The sequence below is a fragment of the Moorena sp. SIO3I8 genome (assembly GCF_010692325.1).
Taxonomy (GTDB): Bacteria; Cyanobacteriota; Cyanobacteriia; order Cyanobacteriales; family Coleofasciculaceae; genus Moorena.
In genome coordinates this window covers 27,737-51,867 of record NZ_JAAHHW010000045.1, presented here as the reverse complement: position 1 = coordinate 51,867, position 24,131 = coordinate 27,737, and the positions used below count along the sequence as shown (strand labels likewise).

Sequence of the window (24,131 nt, the reverse complement as noted above, 5' to 3'; positions counted from 1 at the left end):
TTCTAGCTAATGCCGGAATATCCATCTCGTAGTACCCCTTCGGGTAGGAACTTTGCTTGAACCCTAGCTTATAGGAAGGTTACGGAGCCTCCACTTCCTTGAGCGCCTTCTTCGGTCGCCCAGATACATCAATTATGTCCTATTCTGAACGCCTTCATCCGTGGGTGATAGTTCGGCTATTGCCAAAAATGCAACGAGTGATTGTGGCTCGGTTTCGCAACCGATCGGATGCCCAAGGCCACTTGCAGGCTCTGAAACGACTGATGCCCGATGCTGAATTTATAATTATTTTTGATTTAGGAAAGCCGATGGAAGAAGACTCTGAAGACTCTTAGGGGTTTGGGTGATTCGTGATGCCATAGCGCTGCACCCAAGGGCATAGGGAGTAGGCGTCCGGAAATGAAACGGGCAAGATGCCCGTTCCACCTACCGGGTCAAAGTAAAACTACTCTTCCCGATTCCCGATTCCCGTTCCCCTCCTGGGAGGGGTTAGGGGTGGGTTCCGATTCCCGATTCCCTGGGCGCAGCGCTATATCAGAGGATTTTGGTGTAGCGGCGGATATCTGGTGTATCAGCCACTAAGCCATCAAGTTGCTTGATGGCAGCTTGGAGATGCTCAGTGACCAGATGAGCATCTAGTGCTTCTGGTGTTGCCCACTCTTCCACAAAGGTAAAATCTGTTGGTTTTGTCTGATTTTGAAGTAATTCGTACTTCAAACAACCTTCTTCTGCTCTTGTGGGTTCAATCAATGCGCTCAGGACAGCTTTGAGTTCCTCAACTTTATCTGGCAGAGCTACAAGACGGGCAACAACATGCAAGGTAGAGTTAGACATATAGTAAAGGGAGTAGGGAGTAGGGAATAGGGAGTAGGGAGCAGGGAGCAGGCAAGAGGCAAGAGGCAAGAGGTAAAAGGCAAGAGGCCAAAAATCCTGTGTACTTGATAGCTATGAGAAACGCTATAGAACAAAGGGAGTAGGGAACTTCAGATCAAAAATTATCACAATTCCTACACGGATTGCTATATTTTAAGCTGACGGCTGACAGCTGACGGCTGACAGCTGACAGCTTAATCCTTACTAATTTAAGACAAAAACTTCAAGCCTAAAAACAAAGCAGCAATTGTTCCTGAAACACAAATTTCTCCTTGTTCAATTTTTTTCATAACCTCGTCTATAGGTACCAAAACAATTTCCACCTCTTCCGTAATATCTAGATTTTGGATACCCGATGGCTGAGCATCTTCCGCCATAATTAAATGAATTGTATTGGTATCTTTTACCGGATTATCATATAAGGTTGCTAGGGAAAACATATGCTCAGAGACATAACCAGTCTCTTCTTCTAATTCCCTAGCAGCTGCCTTCAGACTATCTTCTACTGTTGAGTTGAAACCACCCCCAGGGAGTTCCAATAAAATTTCTCCCACTCCATGGCGATATTGACGGACAAAAACAACATTGCGATCGCAAGTAATTGCCAGTATCAGCACAATATCCGGTCTAACATTGATGAAGTAGTCATCAACAATTTCACCACTTGGTAATTCTACTTCATCTTGCCTGACTCGACACCATTTATTGTCAAAAACCAACTTTGATTTCATGGTTTTCCATGGCTGTATTGAAATCATTAAATTACTGAATAATTACAAAAGGATAAGTTACAGTATTAAGGGTGAAGGTTGAAGGTTACAGGTTGAAGGTTGAAGGTTACAGGTTACAGGTTACAGGTTAGAGGTTGAAGGTTACAGGTTACAGGTTACAGGTTGGGTTAGAGGTTGAAGGTTACAGGTTAGAGGTTGAAGGTTACAGGTGGTAGGTTACAGGTTACAGATTGTAGGTTGTAGGTTACAAATTGGGTTACAGGTTGTATGTAGGTTAGAGGTTACACCTTGTAGGCGAGTATGATCTGGCAAACCTATTATTGACCATCGTCCTAGTAGAGTATAACCTTCAAGCTACCCTTCACCGAACCCCAAAGGCGAACAACCTTGGCCTTTGGCCACGCTACGCGAACAACTAAACAACCTTCAACCTTTAACCAAATAACCTTCAAGCTACCCTTCACCGAACCCCAAAGGCGAACAACCAACTAACCTTCAACCAACTAACCTTTAACCTTAAACTAAATAACCATATACTAAATAAACAATGCGTATTGGCGTTGAAACGTTCACGGTACATAAGCAGTTCCCTTTAACCATCAGTCGTGGCACCACTTCTGAAACCACCAATGTCTGGGTCAGGATCGAACAAGAGGGTATTGAAGCGTGGGGCGAAGGGTCTCCCTTTTCCCTAGGAAAGGCAACTAGCCTCAGCAATAGCTCGTCAGATCCAGGCACAGAAAGTTTCCTAACCCCCACCCCCCATAAGCAAACTACTGAGATTCTGCTGGAAGCCCTAGAGGTGGTTATCCCGATGCTGGAGGTATTTAGTCCTTGGGAACACCAACAAATTGAACGGGTTTTGGAGGAGGTACAGGTGCCATCAGCGGCTTGGGCGTCCATTGATTTGGCAATACATGACTGGCTAGGGAAGCGGGTGGGATTGCCCCTCTGGCGGCTGTGGGGATTGAACCGCCGCCGAATTGTACCAATTTCCGCTACGGTAGGCATTAGTGACCCAGAAAAGGCCAGGCAACGGGTGCAGGAATGGATTCCCATTACTGGTGCTCATGTACTGAAAATTAAATTAGGTTCACCTGAGGGGATTGCTGCTGATCAACAGATGATTCTGGCTATCCGAGATGAGGCACCAGAAGCCGAGTTGAGTGTAGATGCCAATGGGGGTTGGAGTTTGGAGGAAGGGGTAGAGATGTGTAACTGGCTGGCGAGTCAGGGGGTGAGGCATGTGGAACAACCCCTCGCTCCCGGAAAAGAGGTTGATTTACCCGAGTTGTATAAGCAATCCCCTTTACCAATTTTTGTGGATGAAAGTTGCAAGACTAGCCAAGATATTCCGCCGTTGGCAAACTGTGTCCATGGTATTAACATTAAACTAATGAAATCTGGTGGTTTAACTGAGGCAATACGGATGGTGCATACCGCAAAAGCTTGTGGGTTGCAGGTGATGTTTGGTTGCTATTCTGACAGTACTCTGGCGAATACAGCAGCTTCTCATCTCTCACCACTGGCAGATTATCTTGATTTAGACAGCCACTTAAACCTAGTAGATGACCCCTTCACAGGGGCAACCCTACAAAATGGGCATTTGATACCGAATAATTTACCAGGACTGGGGGTGAAACGCCGTGAATTTAACCACTAATCGGCGTATTGCGATTCTACTCCATGAAGGGATTCTTGGTTCAAAAGGCAAAACCGGACTGACTCTGTTACGCTATTGCCCAACTGAGATTGTGGTGGTGATCGACCAGCAGTGTGCTGGGCAGTCTTTGTCTAAATTAACTGGAATTAAGGTTAATGTCCCGATTGTAGATTCCGTGTCTGCTGCCCTGGCTTATCAACCGGATATCCTAGCCATTGGTATTGCGCCCTCTGGGGGAGCATTACCAGAGCCTTCGAGGCAGGAGGTCAAAGTAGGGGTAGGAGCAGGGTTATCGATTATCAATGGTTTGCATACTCCCATGGCATCTGACCCAGAGTTACAGCAATTACTGCAAGACGGTCAGGTAATTTGGGATATTCGTCGGGAACCGAAGGGATTAGGAATAGCAAGTGCTCAAGCGCGATCGCTACCTTGTCAGCGCATCTTGACAGTAGGTACAGATATGGTAGTGGGCAAAATGTCAGCAGCTCTGGAGTTATATTTGTGCGCCCAACGTCAGGGCATATCATCGAAGTTTCTAGCCACTGGTCAAGCTGGAATTATGATTTCTGGGGATGGCATTCCCTTGGATGGGATTCGGGTAGACTTTGCGGCTGGTGCTGTGGAACAAATGGTACTGCGCTATGGTAATGACCACGACTTATTGATCGTAGAAGGGCAGGGTTCCCTTTTGCATCCTGGTTCCACAGCTACTCTACCGCTAATTCGAGGAACTCAGCCCACGGGATTACTATTGGTCCATCGAGCCGGACAGGAGTCTGTTCGTAATCATGACCATGTGCCGATTCCCCCATTACCCAAAGTGATTGAGCTTTACGAGACCGTTGCTAGTGCTGGTGGGGCATTTGGTCAGGTAAAGGTGATTGCGATCGCACTTAATACTGGCCACTTGGATGATCAAGCTGCCCGGTCGGCCATTGAACAGGTACAAACAGAGACTGGCCTACCTTGTACCGATGCTGTGCGATTTGGAGCAGATGTATTGTTGAAAGCAGCAATTGGTGATCGGGAGTCGGCAGTCGGGAATCGGGAGTCGGGAATCGGGAATCGGGAGTCGGGGTAAGACAAGAATTTACTATACCTCAAACATGTTTCCCAGCTCCCCAACTCCCCAACTCCCCATCTCCCCAGCTCCCCAACTCCCCAGCTCCCCATCTCCCCAGCTCCAGCTCCCCAGCTCCCCATCTCCCCATCTCCCCATCTTCCCATCTCCCCATCTCCCCAGCTCCCCAGCTAGCTCCCCAGCTCCCCATCTCCGGATTAATCTTGGCGTACCTGGCATACTGAAAGAAGGGGGCAAGTAGCAACTACTCCCAGGAAATCTTGACCCAGAAAATTCTAAACGTTAATTACGTTAATTGAGTCAAATGAAACGTGAATCCAACAGTTCTAATGGGATACCTGAACTTAATTACACAACCTTAGCGATTCTTGGTGGGGTTTTTGTCTTGGGACTTGGAGTTGGTATTGCTTTTAGCTCTGGTGCCACTCTCAACCCAGAAAACGTTGCCTCCCGTGAAGTGATTGACCGCAGCGCACCAAACCCAGAGCTTTGTATTCAGTATGGTGCCAGTGCGATGGTGACGGATATGCAAGTTTTCGTGACTCTCAATCCCTTTAATGTGTATGTGACCCAGCCCAAGATGCGACCTGGGTGTGTTTTACGTCGGAATAACTGGTCAATTTTGGAACAGAGGAGGCTGATCTCATCGGAACAGGTCCGGGAATGCAAAAATCGGATGAATACTTTTGGTTTCACTGGTGTCCTTGAAGGTTCACCAGAAATCCGCTGTATCTATCAAAACGATGCAACCGGTAACTTATTCCTTAATCAAGGGGGTGCCACCGGACCACGGGAAACGGATCAGTTTTGAACTCCGATCTTGCACCAAGTTTAAAATTTACCTGTAAAAGTAGGGAACAGGGAACGGGGAACAGGGAACAGTGATTAAGATTTTACTCTCTCTTGATGCAAAGGGCGAGTGGGAGAAACCCCGTTTTACCGACTGCATCGCTTTCAGTACTGAAATTGATTGTTATCGCTTCCGTTATTAAGTTTTTTTTGTACTGGTGCAAGATTTCAGCCCAGGATTAGTATTTTTATAATACTGTTTTCGTCAATTATTACCCCCTGCTCCCTATTCCCTATTGCCTATTGCCTATTGCCTATTGCCTATTGCCTATTGCCTATTCCCGATTCCCGATTCCCGATTCCCTCCAATATAGATAAGGAAATTGTTTGATTTCCTTATCTCGATTTCATAGGTCCTTAATAAGGAGAAGACCAAGAGCGAACTTCGCCTAAAGTCACAGGAATTAAATCACTAACATCAATGGTAAAGCGGAAGACTTTCTTAGCTCGACGGTTGTTTTCTGGGTCAAAGAATTTCAACTGCACATCCCAACAATCACTATCCATCCGACAGAAAGGACTGCGCTGCACTACAATACTATCTAATTCCATTCCAGCTGCTACTGCTTCAGAGAAAGTTTGAGCTGCTTGGAAAGCGTTTGTTGCCGCAAAATTCAGCGCCCGGTCTTGAGAAGTTTGTCCTAAGTTACGCAGATCATAGTAAACCCGGTTGAGAAAACTGCTGAGGCTTTTCCGCATTTGCTCATCATCTGCCTCTGCCTGCTGACCCCGTACCGCTTCCAAAGCAGAAGAAACCAGCGTATTCACCCTCCAACCGTAGATGCCACGAGGACTTACCGGTTCAACCACTGGAACAACTTGCCCAGAGAACAGTTTTACGGTTCTTCCCGTTAACCGTCCAGGGATACTTACCCGTTCAATGTATTCCTCAGAATCTTCTGCTTGTACTTCCCCAGAGAGCAATTCCTGAAATGCAGCATAGACATCTCTGGCAAAGGACCCCGAAGGTTCGAGGGCGTAAATTGGAGTCAACTCCATATTCAGCGTCCAAATTAAGGACTTGGCTTCCGACAGATTTGCCTCCAGATAGTCCACCATCTGACGGGCATCATAGGGATTTGCTGGCACCTGAGTGCCTTCAATCTCATAAGGTGGCATCAACTGTTTGAAGGAGTCGCGCCGTGCTTCGGTTCCAAAGTCGTAACCCAGGGTTCCGATCACATAAATTATATCGCCACCACTGGCTTGAACGGGCTGGCTGGGGGTAATTGCATTTGCAGTAGTGTTGGACATTGCAGAGATCTGGTGATTTGATGTGGATACAGAGGTCGCGGTGACCGGGGCTTGTGTAGATTGAGGTTCAGAAGCAATAACAGCAACATCAGTGGGTTGTGCAGGGGCTACCGCTGTCTCAGTTGAGGAGGCCGCAACGGCAGGTTGAGCTTCTGTGGGATCAACGGCTGAAGTTACCTCAGCACTGAGTGCCAGTTGGGGGCTAGTTTCTGGTGTTCCGTCACAGCCACAGCCCGATGCTTCAACGGTTGAGAGTTCTTCAGATTCAGACATGGTTTCTCCTGTTAAATCAGTAAACGCCCCAGCAATATTAACCTCACCCACCAAACAACGAGGACGCTGATCGTTTTCCGGTAGGTTACAGGGTAGGGCTGTTTTTAGCAAGGCAGTACGAACTTTTTGGGGGTCAGGTTCTTCACCCCGTTGCCGTTGCAGACTGAGCAAAAGTGCCGCAACTCCACTGACAATGGGGGTGGCAAAGCTGGTGCCACTGAGTCTGACTGTACCACCTCCGGGTTTAGCTCCTAGAATATTCTCTCCCGGAGCCAGAATCCCTTGGTTTTGATAGGTTTGACCCCAATTACTCAGTTCTAGGGGTTGTCCCTGGCCATCCGTGGCTCCAACTGCTAGGACAGCCGGAAGGGCAGCGGGAACGTGTAAACACTCACACCCGTCATTGCCCGCAGCCGCCACAATTAATACATTATTGTCTCGGCACAGACGGACAGCCTGTTGGAGCCAGTCCTCTGCTTCACCATAGTCAGTCAGTTGTCCGCCGCTGATATTGATAATATGCGCTCCGGCATTAACGGCCTGTTCAATGGCACGAGACAAATCCAGTTGGGAGAGGCGGCGACCTTCATCGGCGAACACAGGTATGACTAACCCCTGGCAGTTCGGGGCAATCCCCTGCACAGGAGAACCATGCTGACCCAAAATCAGACTGGCAACATGAGTCCCATGGCTCGACATCCTCCCCCTCGGGTGTGCCTCTCCCTGAACTAACGTTGGCAACCGCTTTAGCCTAGCCCCATCAAAACAAGGATGAGCCTGGTCAACAACCCCATCTAGAACTGCAACAACAACTTGGGAGTCCCCTTTGGTTTTTTCCCAAAGTCCCTGTATTCCTGGGATTTTAGCAATTTCAGACATTGAATCCCAAACTAATTTTGGATTGTTAAGCCATTGGTTAACATACTATGTCCAGTGGTATAGAAGACTGATATAGCCACAAAACTTAATATTTAGGCACTTGCGTGTAAAAAAAATATCAATTAAAGTAGAATGGGCAGAGTTATATATAGCAATTTTTAGCGACGTTTGAGGACAAATCTTATCTTTTTAATGCAAAAGGCAAAAGGCAAAAGGCAAAAGGCAAAAGGCAAAAGGTAAGCTATCAGCTATCAGCATATGCTTAGATGGGCAAATCCCCAAACTTTCAATTCTGTCAAATCTCGAAATATTAAATTATCCTGTTCGATGTTTATTTTAAGCATTAGGCATTATAGCTGACCGCTGACTGCTGACCGCTGACTGCTGAATGTTGAGGGCAAAAGGCAATATTCAAGAGGGTTTTAAAGGAATCAGCCTCAAATAAAACTGTACCTCATAACTGCGATAAACCCTATAATCTGGCTCAAAAAAACCAAACTGTTTTTGACCACCCTAAAAGCTATTCCCAATAGTCCAGGGCTATAGTAGGGTGGGCAAAGTTCTATAATCTAGAATACTCAAAAAAACCAAACTGTTTTTGCCCACCCTACAAGCTATTCCCAATAGTCCAGGGCTATAGTAGGGTGGGCAAAGTTCTATAATCTAGAATACTCAAAAAAACCAAACTGTTTTTGCCCACCCTACAAGCTATTCCCAATAGTCCAGGGCTATAGTAGGGTGGGCAAAGTTCTATAATCTAGAATACTCAAAAAAACCAAACTGTTTTTGCCCACCCTACAAGCTATTCCCTCGGTTCAGCTCAAATCGAAATGCTATAGTTATTAAGGTTTGACTGGAACAGAAGCTAACATAAATTCCCCGACAGAAGACTCTTCATAGTAGTCAATTCCAGTGGCTTTTTGAAATAGATCAGAATTACCTGCTCCGATACCGCAGGGGGCTAAATTCATACTGGTGGCAACCAGATAGAAGGTTTGATAGATAACTCCAACGTGTTTTAAAATCGCTGCATAGGCCATGGATTGATATTTCCAAAACATTCGTCCGAAGCGGGCGGTAATCACGAATACAACCTGGGGCTGATCATGTTGAGCGCTGGCAAACCAAACATCCTGAACTAATGCTTCCGTTTCTGCGGTCCATGCTGAGACTTGACACAACACATGGTCTAAGGGGTGATAGTGATAGAGTCCCTGTTCTAATCCTTGACAAGAGTTAACCACGGGATAAATTTCCAATTCATAAATCGCACCCCCACCAGGATAGGGACGGTTACTGACCTCTCCCCGTTCTGTATCGAAGAGTTTTTTCACCCTGGCGCAACGATAGAGAAACTGCCCCAATTGTTCAAGGGTGATCGGGGTTTCGTCATATCGCCGGATCGAACGGCGAGTTTCTAATGCCTGACTCAAGGGCATATCGGTTTGATTCAGTTCCTCTAAGTTTGGTTTTGCCAAGGGAATCACCACATCGGTCATCAATGGCTTCACCCCAGGCAAGGGGTCAATTTTACCGACATAGGGAAATATGCCACCCAAGGGATTATTATGTCTACCGAGGCGACTGCGGGAATGGAACAGTAAATCGTGAAATTCCCAAAACACTAAGGGTGGAGTTGCTTCTTCGCTCTCAACCTCTTCATCTTCTTCAAGAGGACTAGCAAAGGATGCAGACAACATCTGGGCCGCAAACAGTAAACTGAGAAACTGTTGGGCAATCTCTTCAGTAATTCCCGGAATTTCCTGACTCAAGCTGGCAGCGGTTTGGGGTTGAGATAACTGACTCACTAACCCAGGACCCCGCCAGTCTGAAAATTTAATCTTACCTTTGGTAAGGGGAGACTCTAATACCATTTCCCCTTCGACTTGATGGAGATAGGCGAAGCGAGACAGGGTAAATGCGAACGCATCCCAATCAATCTCAGGACAATCGAAGTAATAATCCCCTACCATGGGGATAGCGATCGCAAGGGGAGAAAGCTCAGGGGATGAGGGGGGGATGGCGTGACAGATCCAGCCCAGTTCGATCAGACGATTCAGGTAAGCATCGAACTTTTCCCGGACTTGTGTGCCGTCGGTTTCTAGGACTAAGGTTTGAAGTTGCCCGGCGGTGTGGGTTCCCTGTTTGAGAGCATCTAGAGCAGTTTTTAATCCCGGTTCCGGTTGATGAAATGTCAGCTTACGGCTTGAAGATTGGAGCAGAATATTGCTGTCAACAGAGGTGAGGGTGATTTCGGGTTTGAGGGAAACAGTTAAGGATGAGAAAGTCATTCTTCCAGTCAGAAGTCAACAGTAAGGCTGCATTTAACATTAACCCAAGCTGACAACAGATAACGAGAAGAATTTTTGCGCGTTAGCAACACCCTATATTATACCAAGTTGCGGTCAAACGTACAACTTTCTCTTCCGCCAATCTCCCTATCTCCCTATCTCCCTATCTCCCTATCTCCCTATCCAACCAATCTACTCTGTTTGAATGCAACTCGGTATTAAATTTGATCGGGATTAATGCCCAGCTGTCGTAACCGTTCTGGGAGTTGTTCAGCTCGTTGGTGTTCGAGTTGAGCTTTTTGTTGTCTTTCCTACGTTGCAAAAGCAAGTTCTGATCACAGGCAGCAATCAGTCCAACTTTTGATGCACTGAAAAAACAGATCACACTTGTCTATACAAAGTAGCTAGTCTGCGGGTAAACAAGCTTCTGCTAGTATTTATGGTGCATCTCATATTTGTAAAAAAGATGGGAAGTGTGGGGCCCGGGCGCGGGAATTTTCGCCCGAATTTTTGCCTAATTGCAAAAGCGATGCCTCAGGTGCGACCCGTGGCGAATTTAATTACGGGTCAAGCGCACCTAAGCGGTCTTGGGGAGGCAGCGCGGTCTTGGGGGTCTCCCCCACTCGCTATTGCCGTGGTTTCCCCCATGAGCGACTGCATCAAGACACTGAGATGCACCCAGTATTTATTAGAGTTTAGATAATTATTACTAATAACCTGATATTCAAATTGCTATATTTTTCCATTAAAAATGCCTTATTTAAGGTAAATGCAATGTTGTATCACTACTTATTTATCACTACCATACTGTGTACTTCCTTTCCAATGGCAGCAATTACGCCAAGAGCCTGCGTATCTGTGACCGAGTTCCGGCAGAAACTAGCTTTATTGCCGACGCCTTCAACCAAGCGGCTGGTTTCCCAGCTAGTGATGTCGGGATTGCCTTGTTCGAGAGTACCAATCCCTTAGCCACCAGTGGTTTAGCTGAGCCGAACATCTATCTGACTAATATCCCCGATAGCGATCGCGGTCGCTATTACTCACCGGGAACCTCAGTGCCCGCAGGATGTAATGTAGCGATCAACCAAAATGGAGTAGTGGTTGTCGAAGTCGGAGATGTGCCCCAAGCTACTGCACCAGGAGAGCCACCGAATTCCTATGGGTTTATCCGATTCCGGGGTCGAGTCAAGTAAACTGTTAGCCATTTAAATTGTGAATGGGGGCGCTTTGGGGAGATGGGGAGAGCCGAAACACTCAATACTGGCAAATTCTAGCTAGCGATCGCAAAAGTGCTAGTGCAGAAAATGCCAATGGCCAAACCATCACCCATGATTCTCTAGAATTGCCTGACTATCATGATAAGAGCAGGCTCGGAGAGGAACGAATTATGATAGCTAGCACAGCTACTTACGAAGTTACCTGGGAAAAGTTACCTGATGATTTCGTTCTAGATGACGAACCAGTGGATAATATCAATCAACCATCCCTGGCTGCTGCTCTGACACAAAGTTTGGAAATTGCTGGCAAACTACCAGCTAATGCCCTGACTACTACCAATTATGGCATCTGTGCCACTTTGAATGGCAAAATCGCGGTAAAAGCCCCAGATTGGGGATATGTGCCATCGATTCGGGTGCCCAGAGAAGAAGTGAAACGCAGTTATACCCCAACACTTCAAGGGGATATTCCTGCTATTGTCATGGAATTTCTCTGTGATACTGAAGGTGGGGAGTATTCCAACAAGCCAACCTATCCTCCGGGCAAGTGGTTTTACTACGAGCAAGTGTTACAGGTTCCCAACTATGTCATTTTTGAGCCAGACACTGGAGTAATAGAAGTCTATCGGTTAGATGATTCAGGACGTTATCAACTCCAACCACCCGATGGTAATAACCGTTACTGGATTGATGAAATCAGCTTATTTCTGGGTATCTGGCAAGGAACTAAGGAAAACGGAACTGGTTACTGGTTACGTTGGTGGGATCAGCCAGGAGAACTGTTGCTGTGGGGTTCGGAGTTGGTGATCGAGGAACAGCAACGAGCTCAACAGGAACGGCAGCGAGCTGAGCAGGAACGGCAACGAGCTGAACAGGAACGGCAGCGAGCCGAGAAATTGGCAGCGCAGCTAAGAGCAGCAGGCATCGAGCCACAGGGATAATTGCTCAACTGGGATATCATATCCATTCCGGTAGCATTGCTCTTTTCAAGCTTGGGTAATTGGTCATTGGTCATTAGTCATTGTGATTACTCTCAATCCATGACTTATGGCCGATAAATGGAAAAAATAAAAGCCAACCAAAAATTAGTTAACACTTAACCAACTAAACATTTCGGCAACGGATAATTGCCAATCTTTAAGACTATCTAGTACAGGTAAAATTTCTTGATCTGATTTGATTTCTGGCAATTGATTCGGTTTAAAGATCATCACTGATTCATCTTCAGGATCAATTAACCAGCCTAATTCTGTTCCTTGGTTCAGACAAAACAGAATTTTTTTTATCACTTTATTCGCAGATTGTTCAGGAGAAAGAATTTCGATTACCCAATCATGATAAAGCTCAAATTTCTTGGCAATTCTTCCTTTTTCTGTTTTCGGAATACGATCCCAACTAAATACTGTAATATCTGGAACAATAGAACGTCCCCCAAAAGTACATCTTAATTCAGGGAAAGCATGGGCGATTTTTTTCGATAAAACAACGTCATTTATCGCTGTACCAAGACGAATTTGTAAGGTACTATGTTCTCCTTGAGGCATAGGTTTTTGTTGAATTTCTCCATTGACATATTCACTAGCAGGTTTCGTTTCAGGAATTTCTAAAAATTCCGCCAGGGTCAACGTTTGTCTAATTTGATTAACAGCAACCATTTATGACCTCCTGTTTGTTAGATTTTAAGTAAGCATTCAGCGGTCAGCCGTCAGCCGTGAGCCGAAGGCTCACGCTTCGCGAACAGCTTATTTTATTCAAAAGCTGTTGCTGTAGCGTGTGCTATGGACATAAACTGTTCCCGTAGCGTGGCCACAGGCCTTTGGCTGATAGCTGTTGCCGTAGCATCTCAAGTAGCGCATTAGCTGATAGCTGATAGCTGAATGCTTAAGATTTTTACTGTTGCTGGATTCAGTTCCAGTAATCCCCACCAGAAAAGCGATGCTCGGTACGAGCCGCTACGCGAACGCATCCTACAAGATCCGTTTACTCTTTCAACCAATCAAATATCTCACCCACCTTAAGCTGCACTGCTTCGGCAAACTCTGGCACCGGCAACACCACCTCTAAGTTCTCAAACAGTTGCACGGATTTATCGGCACTATAGACAAATATCAAGGACTCTTCCGGATCCAATAACCACCCCATGTTAGTACCATTGTCGAGACAATGGAGAATGTTGCGAATGACTTTGGTTTGGCTCTGCTTGGGGGATAAGATCTCGATGGTCCAATCTGGATGTAGATTGAAGGAATTAGCCACTTGGCCATCATGATCACGAGGAATCCGTTCTGTACGAAAGACGGCAACGTCTGGGACAATTGATCGCCCACCAAAGGTACACCGCAGTTCGGGGAATGCCTGGGCAGTTCGCTCTGGCTTTAAGGCGAGTGTTAAAGCAAAACTCAATTCCCGTTGAAGGATGCTGTGCTTTCCTTGAGGCATAGGTTTTTGTTGAATTTGTCCATTGACATATTCACTAGCAGGTTTCGTTTCAGGAAGTTCTAAAAATTCTGCCAGGGTCAAGGTTTGTCTAATTTGATTAACAGCAACCATTTATGAGCTCCTCAGGACTTACGCGGTTAAGTTGATAAGCGCCCCCCTAGCCCCCCAATTTTGGGGGGTAATGATGTCAAAGTCCCCCAGAATTGGGGGATTTAGGGGGCAAATGCGTAAGTCCTACTCCTGTTTCTTAGATTTTAACTGTTGCTGGATTCAGTTCCAGTCATGCTCACCAGAAAAGCGATGCTCGGTACGAGCCGCTACGCGAACGCATTCTCCAAAACGCGATCGCATCTTTCATTCACTACAACCATCGCACTACAAAAGCTAGATTTGCTTTAAGATATCATCGTACTTGCTGTGTGGGCCGATCCAGAACCATAGAACTCCCTCTGGTTCATCAGAACCTAAAGCTCTATAATTTCTACCTACTCTTACCGACCACAAACTTTTGATCTTTTTTAATTTCAAAGATGGATGTTTGGGATCTTGCTTAAGCAATTCATAGTTCTTATCTGCTAATTCTTGAATTTCCTGTGGCAACTGACGGTAGTACTCCCAAAACTGTGAAGTAGTGAAATGCTTTAAATTTCCTGGCACTTTCCCTCTCTGAATTCTTGCCTTGCTTGTTTAATTAGATGATCTAGCTTGCCAGATTCAAAGTCTTCCTCAATTTGCTTATCCCATAGAGATTCATAGAATTCATCAAGCCATTTAACCAGATCTGTTAATTCTCCCGTAGAGAGTTTCATTACTGCTTCTTTGATTTCTGCGACACTCATAAAATTCCATCGCCTTTATCTACTGCATCTATAATTATAATAGTGATCTCCCATACCGCCAAATTGGGGAAGGGATGGAAGTCTAGAAATACCACAGGAAATTTTTGTCTTGAGGTTAATATTACCGTGTATGTATGGCTTGAGGTGCATAATTTACCACAAACGCCGCCCTCAATAAAATAGCGATCGCCCCTCAATTCACTACAAGCGATCGCCCTATTTCCCAATTTAAGAATCAGCTACACATCCTTCGCCTTGATGATCCAATTGACGTAGATGTTCTTGGGGCGGGTTTCTTTTCCACCTGCCTCCATCATGCTAGCAGTTATATCCCCACTTTTCTGGATATCGCCTGTTGTGTTAGCATCTTTTTTGTCTTGATTACCGTTGCCTGTTGTGTTCTTGAATTTGTGATTGTGAGCTTTAAATTCATCCTCCTGCACAGAACCAACATTATTACCCTCATTTCCACCTCTACCAGAAGCAGTGCGCTCATGAGTATCTGGATCTCGTCCTGCCGTACCATCTACGCCTCGGACAAAGCGACCTCGCAAATCGGGTACCCTGAAAAATTGAGCATTTGAAGCTACTCCATAATAACTTCCAATTACGCCGTTTAGCTCCGGATAGTTGCTCTGTAGATACTGGTTCCCATCGCAGATAAGCCATCCTTGACGTTGTAATTGTCCTGCAGCAGTTCCGTCAGTTTTTCCTGCATATGCCATAATCGTTCCAATTGGTACTGTCATGATTTAAGTTTCTCCTTTGTTTGATTTCAGTGTTTATTTGATAGTTCGATCCATGTCCATAGGACAATAAATCAGGGTTTGATATTTCCTGTTATGGGGGTCGGATCGAATGGTTTTGATTGTGAGTTTTCATAATTTTAGATTCTCCTTTGTTTTATTTCAGTGTTTATTTGATAGTTCAATCCATGTCCACGGATAGGAAATCTTCCCATTTACCCTCCTCTTCACCACCATGCGTGGAAGACGGCAAGCGGATTTCTGATAGAATCGGGAAGATAGGTTAGTGTTCTTGTCGGTAATGTCATCCTATGCCTGTTTTGAATAAACTGATTCTTTTCCCTAAAAACAAAATCCCGAAGAATTTGAGGATCTGTGCTATCAGCAGCAGAACCCATACGCCTTAATTCTTCATGGGCTAATTTAGCAGGGAGGGAATCGAAAGGAGACGCTAAACCTCTATTCGCGTTGTAAAGTGCGCGTGAGGGACTTCCAGGTGGCATTCGGAATTCCCTTGCAATATCAGAGTTTATCGCCTGCCTTGTTAGTCTATTTGCTATAATCCTCCCACATGGAGGATTATGAACCAAAATCCGTTTCTGGGTTACATAATAAGTATGCGCCCCGCCTACTTCAAAATTAAAGACTTGCGATCGCTCTAACTTCATTTCAATCCTGTCTAGACTTAATTTACGCCCAGCTTTATTGAGCAAAATATCGCCTTTTTTTAGACCTTCCGCAGGAGTCCAACCTTTTCCATTTACCCAGAAAGGATGCTCTGGGGTTGTTATAATTTCCTCCTCTCCAAAGGTAAGCAGAACAATATATCTTGATGTCCGCTCAAATGCTTCCAAAACGGGATACAATCCTACTTCACCCGTGTCTTCATTGAAAGCCCAGACTAAATCACCTTTCTCGATTTTTTCAATCGCTATAAAACCATCTTCAACCGCTACCTCAGTACCTGCCACAAAACATTTGGTTGTGTTATCTTCGGCAATGGTAGCAGCACCTCGTTCTTCTAAGGTTGCGGCACCTTTTTCTTCAGCAGTAGCAGTAGCTCTTTCTTCCAGGCCAACAGCAACTCTCTCTGCTGCTTCTTCCTCTCCTCCTACTGGTATAAGTAGGGAGCCTACTTCTGCGATACCTGCACCAAATTGCTCATCCTTGTTAATCTTGAATGGATGTGGAATCCCTACAGATTTCCCTTGAGACATCCTGTATGCGGCATAAGCCATACTGTAAGGTGAAGAAATTATATTGGCAAAGTTATAAGCATCAACGCCTAAGTTGACCGCCTCCTTACCTAAGCCTGAGAAAAAGCTTGTAAACGAACCAAAATTTCCTGTTGATAAAGACTTATCCAGGTCAGGTGCCAGGAATTTTATAGCGAAATGACCGACAGGGTTGATTTTTGACCAAACATGATACACAGATTTGGTGATATCACCTAGAAAACTGAAAACGGATTCTCCTGTTGGATCAGTATGTGATAGAGGATCGTTTCCTGCATAGAGATAGGGACTGAAAAACTCTCCTGCGGGGTCAATGGTATAGAAACGCCCCAACGTGCTGTCGTACAAGCGTGCGCGATAATTATATAAGCCAGTTTCTGGCTCGTATTCCTGTCCGGTATACCGATAACTGAGAATTTGCCCATCCCCTGTTGTTCGCAGTAGATTGCCAAACGGCATATAGTCATAGGAAGCAGCAACTGGATGCTGATCACCGGAAACATCAATAACGACTCGACTAGAACCCTCGTGATCCTTCAAGACATAGTAGAGTTTCTGGTTTTTCACCATCGCCAGCAAACCACCAGGTCCATAGATATAGAGAACTTCAGACTCCCCATTGTTTACATCCCTAATCTTCTCCAGCAACGGATAGGAGTTCATACCCCGGATATACAGTTTGGCAGTATTAGGGGAATTCCCACGCCAAGATTGTTTCAAAACCCGTTGATTCTTACCACCATAAGCATAGGTAACCAGACTGACAGTTTCATCATCTACCGCAATTGATCTGGTCAGTTGAGTCATGGGGTCATAGGTAAGCTTAGAGAGTGGCTTATTTAAGCCGCCAGCCCCTTTAATGGCAGTAGTAATATTGCCGTTGTCATCATAGTGGAAATCATCCTCGTTCCCACCAGTATTTTTGACCTGATTCGTACCTGGAAGGTAGGAGAATTGCGCCTCATCGCTACCCCGTTTAACATCCAAGAAATTCCCATTAGGATCATAAGTGACAGGTTGACCAACACCGAGATTACCCGTTTCGATCTGGTTATTCTGGGCAACCTTTAACTGGTCGATATTATCGTACTCAAACCGATAATTATAGGCTTCGGGAGCATTTTCCCAAGCGAAAGCCTGTTCAATTTGACTAATTTCGCCATTGTAATAGCCGTTATCGTCACTTTCTTGGGGCGTATATTCAAGGGTTTCGTTAAAGAAATCGTCAGCAATTTGAGTCACCCATCCCGGCGAATTATACTGGTAATACCGTTTGATTTGACCAGAATTGCCATTGTGCAACAACTCTGCTTTCAAGCTGCCATTAGCGTTATAGTGATAAGCTGCCAATGTTTCTGGCTGATCGGGAGATGTGCCAATGCCCTTGAGATAACCGAGATGGTCATAGGTGTAAAAGATTTCTGTGGGGCTTTCACTGCTTGTTTCTGTCCCATTGGGATAAGTTATCTTAATGACATTGCCCAGGTTATCGTATTCATAATGGGTAATATAGGTTTCATCCCCATAAGCATTGACTTTGAGGGTTTTGCTGAGAACATCCCCATAGACATCATAGGTAAACGTCTCCTCCACATCTGGCTCACCATGATCGCTATTATTGGTTAAGATTTTAGTTAACGCACCGATGGCATAAGGAGAAACCCCATCTCCATCATAGAAATACTTTTTTCGCCAAGTAGGGGGAGTTGATGGCCAATCAGGAGTTTCGGCTTTCTCCTGAAGGTCAGCTTCATCCCAAGTATATTCTAGATACCCCTTTTCCACAGGTCGGCTCAGGCGATCGTACTTAGTATAAAGAATATAGGGTGATTGTGCTGCTGCTCCATTAGCATCCTGCATGAAACGAGGTTTGCCCCCTCGGTCATAGATGTATTGTGAGGACTTATTATCAGGATTATAACTTTGCGTCAACCGACCTAAGAAATCATACTGATTGGTGGATACCCATTGTTCCGGTTGCGAGCCATCAGGGGGCTGGTAATAGTTGGGGGGTTTAGTGGTAACTAGCCTTCCAGCATCATCATATTCATAGGCAAGGGTGATATATTCATTTGTTTCCGGTTCAATCAGCGTTTTCTTGGCAAGTATTTGGCCTGCTTGATCTTTGAGGGTATAAGTCTTGACCCCATTGGGATCGGTAATAGTCTTGATCAGATATTCGTTACCAGGAAACTTGAACTCGCCAAAAACATCCCCTTCCCCGTTAATCCCATAACCATACCTCAAAGTATGATTCAGAGCAGGATTGTCTGTATTTGCGATCGCAAAATCCTTCCCTGGTTTACCCCTTTCCATCACCCGCGATAACGGAGAGTTCTCAAACAACTTACGAGAATAAGGATAGCCCCCATCATCGGAGAAACCGCCCCCTGTAGCTGAGTAATACTGGGCAACATCCCCTTCCATTACTCCAGTTTCCCAATCAAATGTAGTGACAAAATTACTCTGAAAAGCAAACAAAGTATTCTCATATTGAGCCGTTTTTGTCTGCACTGCTGCACGTCCAAGTTCGTCATAGATAGCTTGGTTAACCAGACAATTTACTCCTTCTAGCAATTGGGTTTGCTTCTTGCGACCATTGCCATCGAGATAGTCAATAGAGGTCATCGGATCTTGGAAGACGACAACATCTTGATAAGAAACCCGATCTCCACAGAACAAGCTCAACGCCCCAGAAACCGTCTGGTCTAGGATGCCAGCAAATAGTTGTTGCCCATCAACATAGAAAAGAACAGCACTCTCTATAGCAACAAGAACCCAATCTCCCGCAGGTTTCATAGCCGATGGAATCTTATCACCGTTTACCTGCCACCCATCCGAGGACGACCATTGAACGGTCAGATGTGAGCCAATGGAGATACCAAGGGGCTGATTCACTGTTTCTGGCGGAGTTACTTGCACTCGCACCCCATAATTAGAGTAAGCATCGGAGTTTTTGAGAGTTATCTGGTCTGTTTGCGTACCAACGTGAACCAAAGCCTCATTTTCCACCTTCCACGCATTGGCATCTCCATCCCATATATCCTGCCATTGTCCATCATGGAAGTTATCGTAAATCCCCCCATTTCTGGCAGCAATCCGCAAGCTACTGTTAGGATCTGTCCCAGTGAATGCGTCATTCCCTTGTCGGGAATAATAGGGTACTGTTAAAGTACGGACATTTTCATCTGGGCCAATAGTAGCTATCATTCGCTGATAGTTGTCATAGACATAGCGCAGAGTGTCGGCATGATTGCCAAGTTTAGCTGTCATGATTTTGTATTTAGTGTCATAGACATTCCCTTGGAAACCACCCATCAAAGGAACAAAGCAAATATCATCGATTAAAAAAGATTTAGATGTTTTTTGATTAGATATTTCTAGTCCTAACTGTGTTCCTTGAATTTTATTTGTATCAATTACATGATGCCAATATTGCCATACGCTATCAGTTGATTCAATGGGCACAGTAATAGGTTGCCCTACAGGGTTATCACCGTTGTAAAATTGTAGTTTAACTTGGGCTTTACCCCCATCTGTTTCAAACGCTGTTTCTGTTTTAATCCAAGCAGAAATAATATAGGTTTGAGCAGTATTATTCAGGGTTAGATATGCTTGTTTTTTGAGAGTAAAATTAGGGTGAAGTCGCAAACTAGAAACACCTGTATGAGCATCTCCGGTGACAATCAAAGCAGTTATATTACCTTGATTTATACTCCAATCACTGAGATTCTCGTAAGCTTCAAACCCTGTATAAGTTACCTCTTCAATCGTAGCATTAGTAAATTGAGCAACAGGATAAAATTGCTGGTTATCTAATAGAGTTGAAGTGTGAACCCCATTGACATCAATCAAATCTTGCGCTACTCCATTTGAGGTACGATAAATTACTTCTGAAACCTTCAACCAATCTGTTTTATTTGGTTCACTTAAATTATCCCATTGGTCAAAAACAGCATCTTCATTAAGTCCTTGATAGGTTCGGTATAGCCCCCATTTACCTCCTCCCCAATCTTTCCAAGTTGAAACTGCGATCGCTGTGGTTTTATCATTATTTTTACTAACAGTTTGGACAACAGGAGTGAGGATATTTTGTTGTCTCAATTCCTCATACTTTTCCCAACCATAAACAGAAGTTTGTGTCAGTGTTTCCTTTTCACCCAAACTATTGTAATTGTAAGTTGTCTGTGTTTTTAGCAATCCCATTGCCGAGTCATATTCATATTCAACCGCTCGTTTAACTCCCACATCTGATGCATTACCATTTGAGTCTGTGGTGCTAATTTCTTGGTCATAGAGAATACTTTCCTCGCGTTTCTGTTGAATATAAAACCCGTATAAATCAACCGGCCTTGACTCTCCTAATTTCTGTCTTTGGGTTACTATGTTATATTCCACAGTTACAGTTTGGCGAGGTAACTTATCATCTGTTGAGTTATAGGCTTTCTGTTGATACAGAGAACCATGCAAGAAGCTGTAGTAAGAGGGAGGGTTTCCTTGAAAGTCCTTAAACCCTAAACCTTCTACTGAAAGTCCATTAAAGAAAAGATGTTCAGTCTTCCCAAAAGGAGTTAATTGTGAATTGTCACTGCCTTGTATCACCGTAACATGAGGATATTGAGTAACAATTCCTTGAGCACTAATAACTATATTACCTGTATCGTAATCATAGCTAGTCTGACTTTCTTGATAACCGTCATTAATAGTAACTTTTACTACAGGGAAATCAGTAACATTGCCTTGAATTGATTCATTAAAAACATAATAGAGATTCAATTCAGAAGCTTGATCAAAATTGTCCCCTTTGTAAGTAACAAAAGCATTCAATCCAGCTAAATTAGTTCCCGATTTGCCTTTACTGCTTTCGTTATCAACATAAATCCTTTCTGAGAGAGATTGAGGATTAACAACCTTGCCATTTTTTAACAAAAATATCTGAGTCTGTCCATCATTCGTCTCGCAAGCAATATAAAAAGGAGCGCGGTTAATTATGCTATCAGGCTTAATCTCCGGTGGAATTGAGTGTGGATCTTTGTTAAATACTCCTTGATTATCTCTGTAAAAAATTGCGTCCCCAATAGTGATAAAGTTACCACTGACAGTGGGTTGATAATCATTAATAATTCCATCTAGATTGAAATCTTTAGTTGGGATATAACCTCTAAAAATATTGTCTAGTAAAGAATTTAGCCATTTACAAACAGTCTGGTAAAGTCTAGTTATCCAATTGGGCGTAGTTGTTGACAAAGACCCCTCTAAGTCAGGGGTTTCCCATTGATCTTGATAAGGATTGTAAGCTTTTATATCACTGGAATCTGAACTTGAGGCGATCGCTAAATCAGAACCATAAGCCAACTTTGTTGCTTCATTTCCACTAGAAACATTCAGATTACTATCTATCCAGTCACTGCCATTATATCGCCAGAGATTACCAACATTTGCAACTAAGCTGCCTGTAGTTATGGAATAACCAAAGGGTTCTTTTGTATCTTGAGGTACGCTGTAGGATTTGCTGAAAGGTTGAGGATTGACTTCAAACTGAGCATCCCATTGATAGATGGCTACTTCATACTCAATATTGGTGCCGATACTTTTAACAAAAGTTGCTGTAGCCGAGTCATTACCCAAACTCCAATTAAGCAAGGGATTACCTTGTGCATCTTTTTCAACTGGACTGATCGTAGCAATTTCTTTTTGATCCCATCTTCCGGAAATTTCATCTTGGTAATATAACACCAGTTCACAGCTTTTAAAAACAGGATCATAGATACCAATAGTAAAATAATTACCGAAAGCAGCTAAAGCATAATTACCTTTACTTATATTTATACTGGGACAGGGAGGACTCCATATCTGATTCGGCTGATTCCAAACCCATAAATTAGCATCTGCACCAGACACAGCAGCAACAACAAAACTACTACCAGCAGCAAGGTGTGTTAAGGAATCACTTGAAGGTAAATCTAAAGGGGGAATAGAGGGTGAGTGCCATTGACCAAAACGCCCCTTTTCCTGATGGAATAGATACACATTCATTTGAGAATTTGAATTGAAACTCAGCGCAAAGAAATTACTCTGAGTTACTACCTGCAAACTCTCAATATCTAGCTGACTAGAGATACTTTTCTCATCCTCTATCCAGTTACCATTCCAGCTATATACTTTGACATCTAAATTTCTCCCACTATCATCATAATAAGCAACTACAACATAATCACCACCAAACCAAACACGAGGAATACCGTTGCCAGAGATGGGTATATTATGAGAAGTTCCAATTAGATTCTTTTTGTCGTAATTGAAATTAGCAATACTACCTGTAGGATAAGTAATGTTTTTTAATGCACCACGATGGACATTCTCATTTATATCCTCTGGATTCGTGTAATACTCAAACTTATAACCAGGTAAAGACTCTCCCTCTGCATTTTTCTGAGTTATTCCTGTTAGATAACGCTTAGAGAAATCCGCATTATTATTAGGATCAGTTAAGGAAACATTTTCCAACTCATAATCAAACTGGATATAAAATAACAGCGATTCTGAGTTTTCTTGTCTCACTTCAATGGAATCAAGAAATTTAGTTTCATACCGATCCTGATAAGCATGACGGTTTGATTGTCCGCTATCTTCATGGGGAATCTGATACTCTCTTATTTGGTCATCATACTGTTTAGGTTGGTAGACAAAATTAACAGTACGCCCATCTAAAGCAGTAATTTGTTTTAAGTAAGTAGCTTGGGTATATTTATAACCACCGATACCAATTTCTTTTAAATCAACTTCATAGCTAAAAGTAACCTTTTCGCCCCAAGTATTTTGAATTTCTGCTAAATTCCAAGCTAGTACAAAAGGTTCCTGTCCTGATGTATTCGTAGTGCTACCAATCCAGTTACCATTCCTACCACCCCATTTCACACCCCATTGAATATAGGGATTTTTGTCTGCTGGTTGGCTTGTATTCCCTCCATAAGTCTGCTTTACCCCATTTTCCTTGATAATCACCCATTTTTCTTTGTTTGGGTAATAGCGAATATCCCAAGGTTTATAGTCTTCCGTCTCAAAATTCCAAGATTCTATACTCACTCCGTCTGAGGCTAAATTTACGCCATCTTGATACAGCCGATTAGCCGAACCGCCAGAAACAAGATAATATTCGTTGTCGTAGCTAGAACCCGTATTTTTATTGTCAATGGCAATCATTTCATAGGGCATATTCCACCCCAAACCCAGAATTCCCGTCGGTGACTCCAGATTCCAGGTATCCACCAGATTTTGAATGTTACTCTGGTACATGATGGCGACCTTAACATCCAAATCGCCTCTACCCGGAAGGGATATTAATTCCAAGGGAAGGTTAACATCGCCTCGGAAGAGATTTACTGAATTGGGTATGGTGCCAATACCACTCCCATCCATCTGAAATGTTCGGATAACTGGGAGTTCAGATAAAGTACTTGGAGAGTAACCACTAGAAGTTATTTGAGTCATTTAGACATATCTTCTATCTAATTGGACTTTGGACAAAAAGCAAGACCTAGTTACATAACTAGAGCAGGGGAAACGCCATAATCAATAAGGATTCTTCTTAATACATTAATATAACTATGCAATAGCGCTGTTCATCAAGGATTAGTATGATCCTAATCCTTGCTCTATCTCACATTTTTGCTCAGTTTTTCTGACGCTTTCACTGATAACTATAGCAGTCCTAAATTAAAACAATTACCTAATTACACATAAGTTTACATTCACTTC

The 24,131-nt window shown here is 43.9% G+C and carries 21 protein-coding genes; 9 read left to right on the top strand and 12 right to left on the bottom strand.

From position 1 onward, the window contains the following. Window positions 1-134 precede the first annotated feature (134 nt). Window positions 135-335, top strand: a complete 201-nt coding sequence (locus tag F6K51_RS18310) for a hypothetical protein (RefSeq protein ID WP_293022523.1) — start codon at window positions 135-137, stop codon at window positions 333-335. A gap of 64 nt (window positions 336-399) precedes the next feature. Further along, window positions 400-582: a hypothetical protein gene (locus F6K51_RS18305; RefSeq protein WP_293022520.1), complete on the top strand. Its 183-nt coding sequence runs from the start codon at window positions 400-402 to the stop codon at window positions 580-582. Here F6K51_RS18305 and F6K51_RS18300 read toward each other — a convergent pair. Both F6K51_RS18300 and F6K51_RS18295 read right to left on the bottom strand, forming a co-directional pair. Next, entirely contained in the window at window positions 535-903 is a 369-nt protein-coding gene (locus tag F6K51_RS18300; protein WP_293022517.1) for a putative quinol monooxygenase, read from the bottom strand. The two genes, F6K51_RS18305 and F6K51_RS18300, sit on opposite strands and share 48 nt — an antisense overlap. Window positions 904-1,082: 179 nt before the next feature. Continuing rightward, complete coding sequence (locus tag F6K51_RS18295) at window positions 1,083-1,631, bottom strand: NUDIX hydrolase (protein ID WP_293022514.1); 549 nt, start codon at window positions 1,629-1,631, stop codon at window positions 1,083-1,085. A gap of 520 nt (window positions 1,632-2,151) precedes the next feature. Here F6K51_RS18295 and F6K51_RS18290 point away from each other — a divergent pair. Together F6K51_RS18290 and F6K51_RS18285 are read left to right on the top strand one after the other, a co-directional pair. Next, window positions 2,152-3,267 (top strand): dipeptide epimerase, encoded by a 1,116-nt coding sequence (locus F6K51_RS18290; RefSeq protein WP_293022511.1) that lies wholly within the window; start codon window positions 2,152-2,154, stop codon window positions 3,265-3,267. Continuing rightward, window positions 3,251-4,351 (top strand): DUF1611 domain-containing protein, encoded by a 1,101-nt coding sequence (locus tag F6K51_RS18285; protein ID WP_293022508.1) that lies wholly within the window; start codon window positions 3,251-3,253, stop codon window positions 4,349-4,351. Before F6K51_RS18290 ends, F6K51_RS18285 begins: the two co-directional genes overlap by 17 nt. 19 nt (window positions 4,352-4,370) lie before the next feature. Here the strand turns inward: F6K51_RS18285 and F6K51_RS18280 are convergent, their stop codons facing one another. Beyond that, the gene (locus F6K51_RS18280) at window positions 4,371-4,541 is read right to left on the bottom strand and encodes a hypothetical protein (RefSeq protein WP_293022505.1); all 171 of its coding nucleotides are present in this window, start codon (window positions 4,539-4,541) and stop codon (window positions 4,371-4,373) included. A 114-nt stretch (window positions 4,542-4,655) separates the two neighbouring features. On the opposite strand from F6K51_RS18280, the gene F6K51_RS18275 reads away from it, so the two are divergent. After that, entirely contained in the window at window positions 4,656-5,162 is a 507-nt protein-coding gene (locus tag F6K51_RS18275) for a DUF3172 domain-containing protein (RefSeq protein ID WP_008187233.1), read from the top strand. Between the two features lie 159 nt (window positions 5,163-5,321). After that, window positions 5,322-5,531 carry a hypothetical protein gene (locus F6K51_RS18270; protein ID WP_293022497.1) on the top strand — a complete coding sequence of 70 codons (210 nt, stop codon included), beginning with the start codon at window positions 5,322-5,324 and terminating at the stop codon, window positions 5,529-5,531. A gap of 26 nt (window positions 5,532-5,557) precedes the next feature. Here the strand turns inward: F6K51_RS18270 and F6K51_RS18265 are convergent, their stop codons facing one another. Both F6K51_RS18265 and F6K51_RS18260 read right to left on the bottom strand, forming a co-directional pair. Then, window positions 5,558-7,606, bottom strand: a complete 2,049-nt coding sequence (locus tag F6K51_RS18265) for a PatA/PatG family cyanobactin maturation protease (RefSeq protein ID WP_293022495.1) — start codon at window positions 7,604-7,606, stop codon at window positions 5,558-5,560. A gap of 842 nt (window positions 7,607-8,448) precedes the next feature. After that, window positions 8,449-9,897 carry a SagB family peptide dehydrogenase gene (locus F6K51_RS18260; RefSeq protein ID WP_293022492.1) on the bottom strand — a complete coding sequence of 483 codons (1,449 nt, stop codon included), beginning with the start codon at window positions 9,895-9,897 and terminating at the stop codon, window positions 8,449-8,451. Window positions 9,898-10,706: 809 nt separating this feature from the next. Here F6K51_RS18260 and F6K51_RS18255 point away from each other — a divergent pair. Together F6K51_RS18255 and F6K51_RS18250 are read left to right on the top strand one after the other, a co-directional pair. Then, window positions 10,707-11,090, top strand: a complete 384-nt coding sequence (locus F6K51_RS18255) for a hypothetical protein (RefSeq protein ID WP_293022490.1) — start codon at window positions 10,707-10,709, stop codon at window positions 11,088-11,090. A gap of 194 nt (window positions 11,091-11,284) precedes the next feature. Next, window positions 11,285-12,055, top strand: coding sequence for a Uma2 family endonuclease (locus F6K51_RS18250; protein WP_293022529.1), 771 nt, complete (start codon window positions 11,285-11,287; stop codon window positions 12,053-12,055). Window positions 12,056-12,199: 144 nt separating this feature from the next. Here the strand turns inward: F6K51_RS18250 and F6K51_RS18245 are convergent, their stop codons facing one another. From F6K51_RS18245 to F6K51_RS18235, 3 genes are all read right to left on the bottom strand, one after another. Next, the gene (locus F6K51_RS18245; RefSeq protein WP_293022488.1) at window positions 12,200-12,769 is read right to left on the bottom strand and encodes a Uma2 family endonuclease; all 570 of its coding nucleotides are present in this window, start codon (window positions 12,767-12,769) and stop codon (window positions 12,200-12,202) included. A 96-nt stretch (window positions 12,770-12,865) separates the two neighbouring features. Continuing rightward, window positions 12,866-13,039, bottom strand: coding sequence for a hypothetical protein (locus tag F6K51_RS18240; RefSeq protein WP_293022485.1), 174 nt, complete (start codon window positions 13,037-13,039; stop codon window positions 12,866-12,868). Between the two features lie 55 nt (window positions 13,040-13,094). After that, a complete protein-coding gene (locus F6K51_RS18235) occupies window positions 13,095-13,664 on the bottom strand; it encodes a Uma2 family endonuclease (protein WP_293022482.1) in 570 nt (189 codons plus the stop codon). 150 nt (window positions 13,665-13,814) lie between these two features. Between F6K51_RS18235 and F6K51_RS18230 the strand changes: the two genes are divergently transcribed. Further along, window positions 13,815-13,952, top strand: coding sequence for a hypothetical protein (locus tag F6K51_RS18230; RefSeq protein ID WP_293022479.1), 138 nt, complete (start codon window positions 13,815-13,817; stop codon window positions 13,950-13,952). On the opposite strand, the gene F6K51_RS18225 is transcribed toward F6K51_RS18230, so the two are convergent. The 4 genes from F6K51_RS18225 to F6K51_RS18210 all read right to left on the bottom strand — a co-directional run bounded on the left by F6K51_RS18225 (window position 13,938) and on the right by F6K51_RS18210 (window position 23,864). Then, window positions 13,938-14,210 (bottom strand): hypothetical protein, encoded by a 273-nt coding sequence (locus F6K51_RS18225; protein WP_293022477.1) that lies wholly within the window; start codon window positions 14,208-14,210, stop codon window positions 13,938-13,940. The genes F6K51_RS18230 and F6K51_RS18225 overlap by 15 nt on opposite strands. Further along, complete coding sequence (locus tag F6K51_RS18220; protein WP_293022475.1) at window positions 14,195-14,392, bottom strand: hypothetical protein; 198 nt, start codon at window positions 14,390-14,392, stop codon at window positions 14,195-14,197. The genes F6K51_RS18225 and F6K51_RS18220 overlap by 16 nt, the downstream gene beginning before the upstream one ends. Window positions 14,393-14,631: 239 nt before the next feature. Beyond that, window positions 14,632-15,141 carry a phage tail protein gene (locus F6K51_RS18215; protein ID WP_293022473.1) on the bottom strand — a complete coding sequence of 170 codons (510 nt, stop codon included), beginning with the start codon at window positions 15,139-15,141 and terminating at the stop codon, window positions 14,632-14,634. A 224-nt stretch (window positions 15,142-15,365) separates the two neighbouring features. Then, window positions 15,366-23,864, bottom strand: a complete 8,499-nt coding sequence (locus F6K51_RS18210) for a polymorphic toxin-type HINT domain-containing protein (RefSeq protein ID WP_293022471.1) — start codon at window positions 23,862-23,864, stop codon at window positions 15,366-15,368. Window positions 23,865-24,131 lie beyond the last annotated feature (267 nt).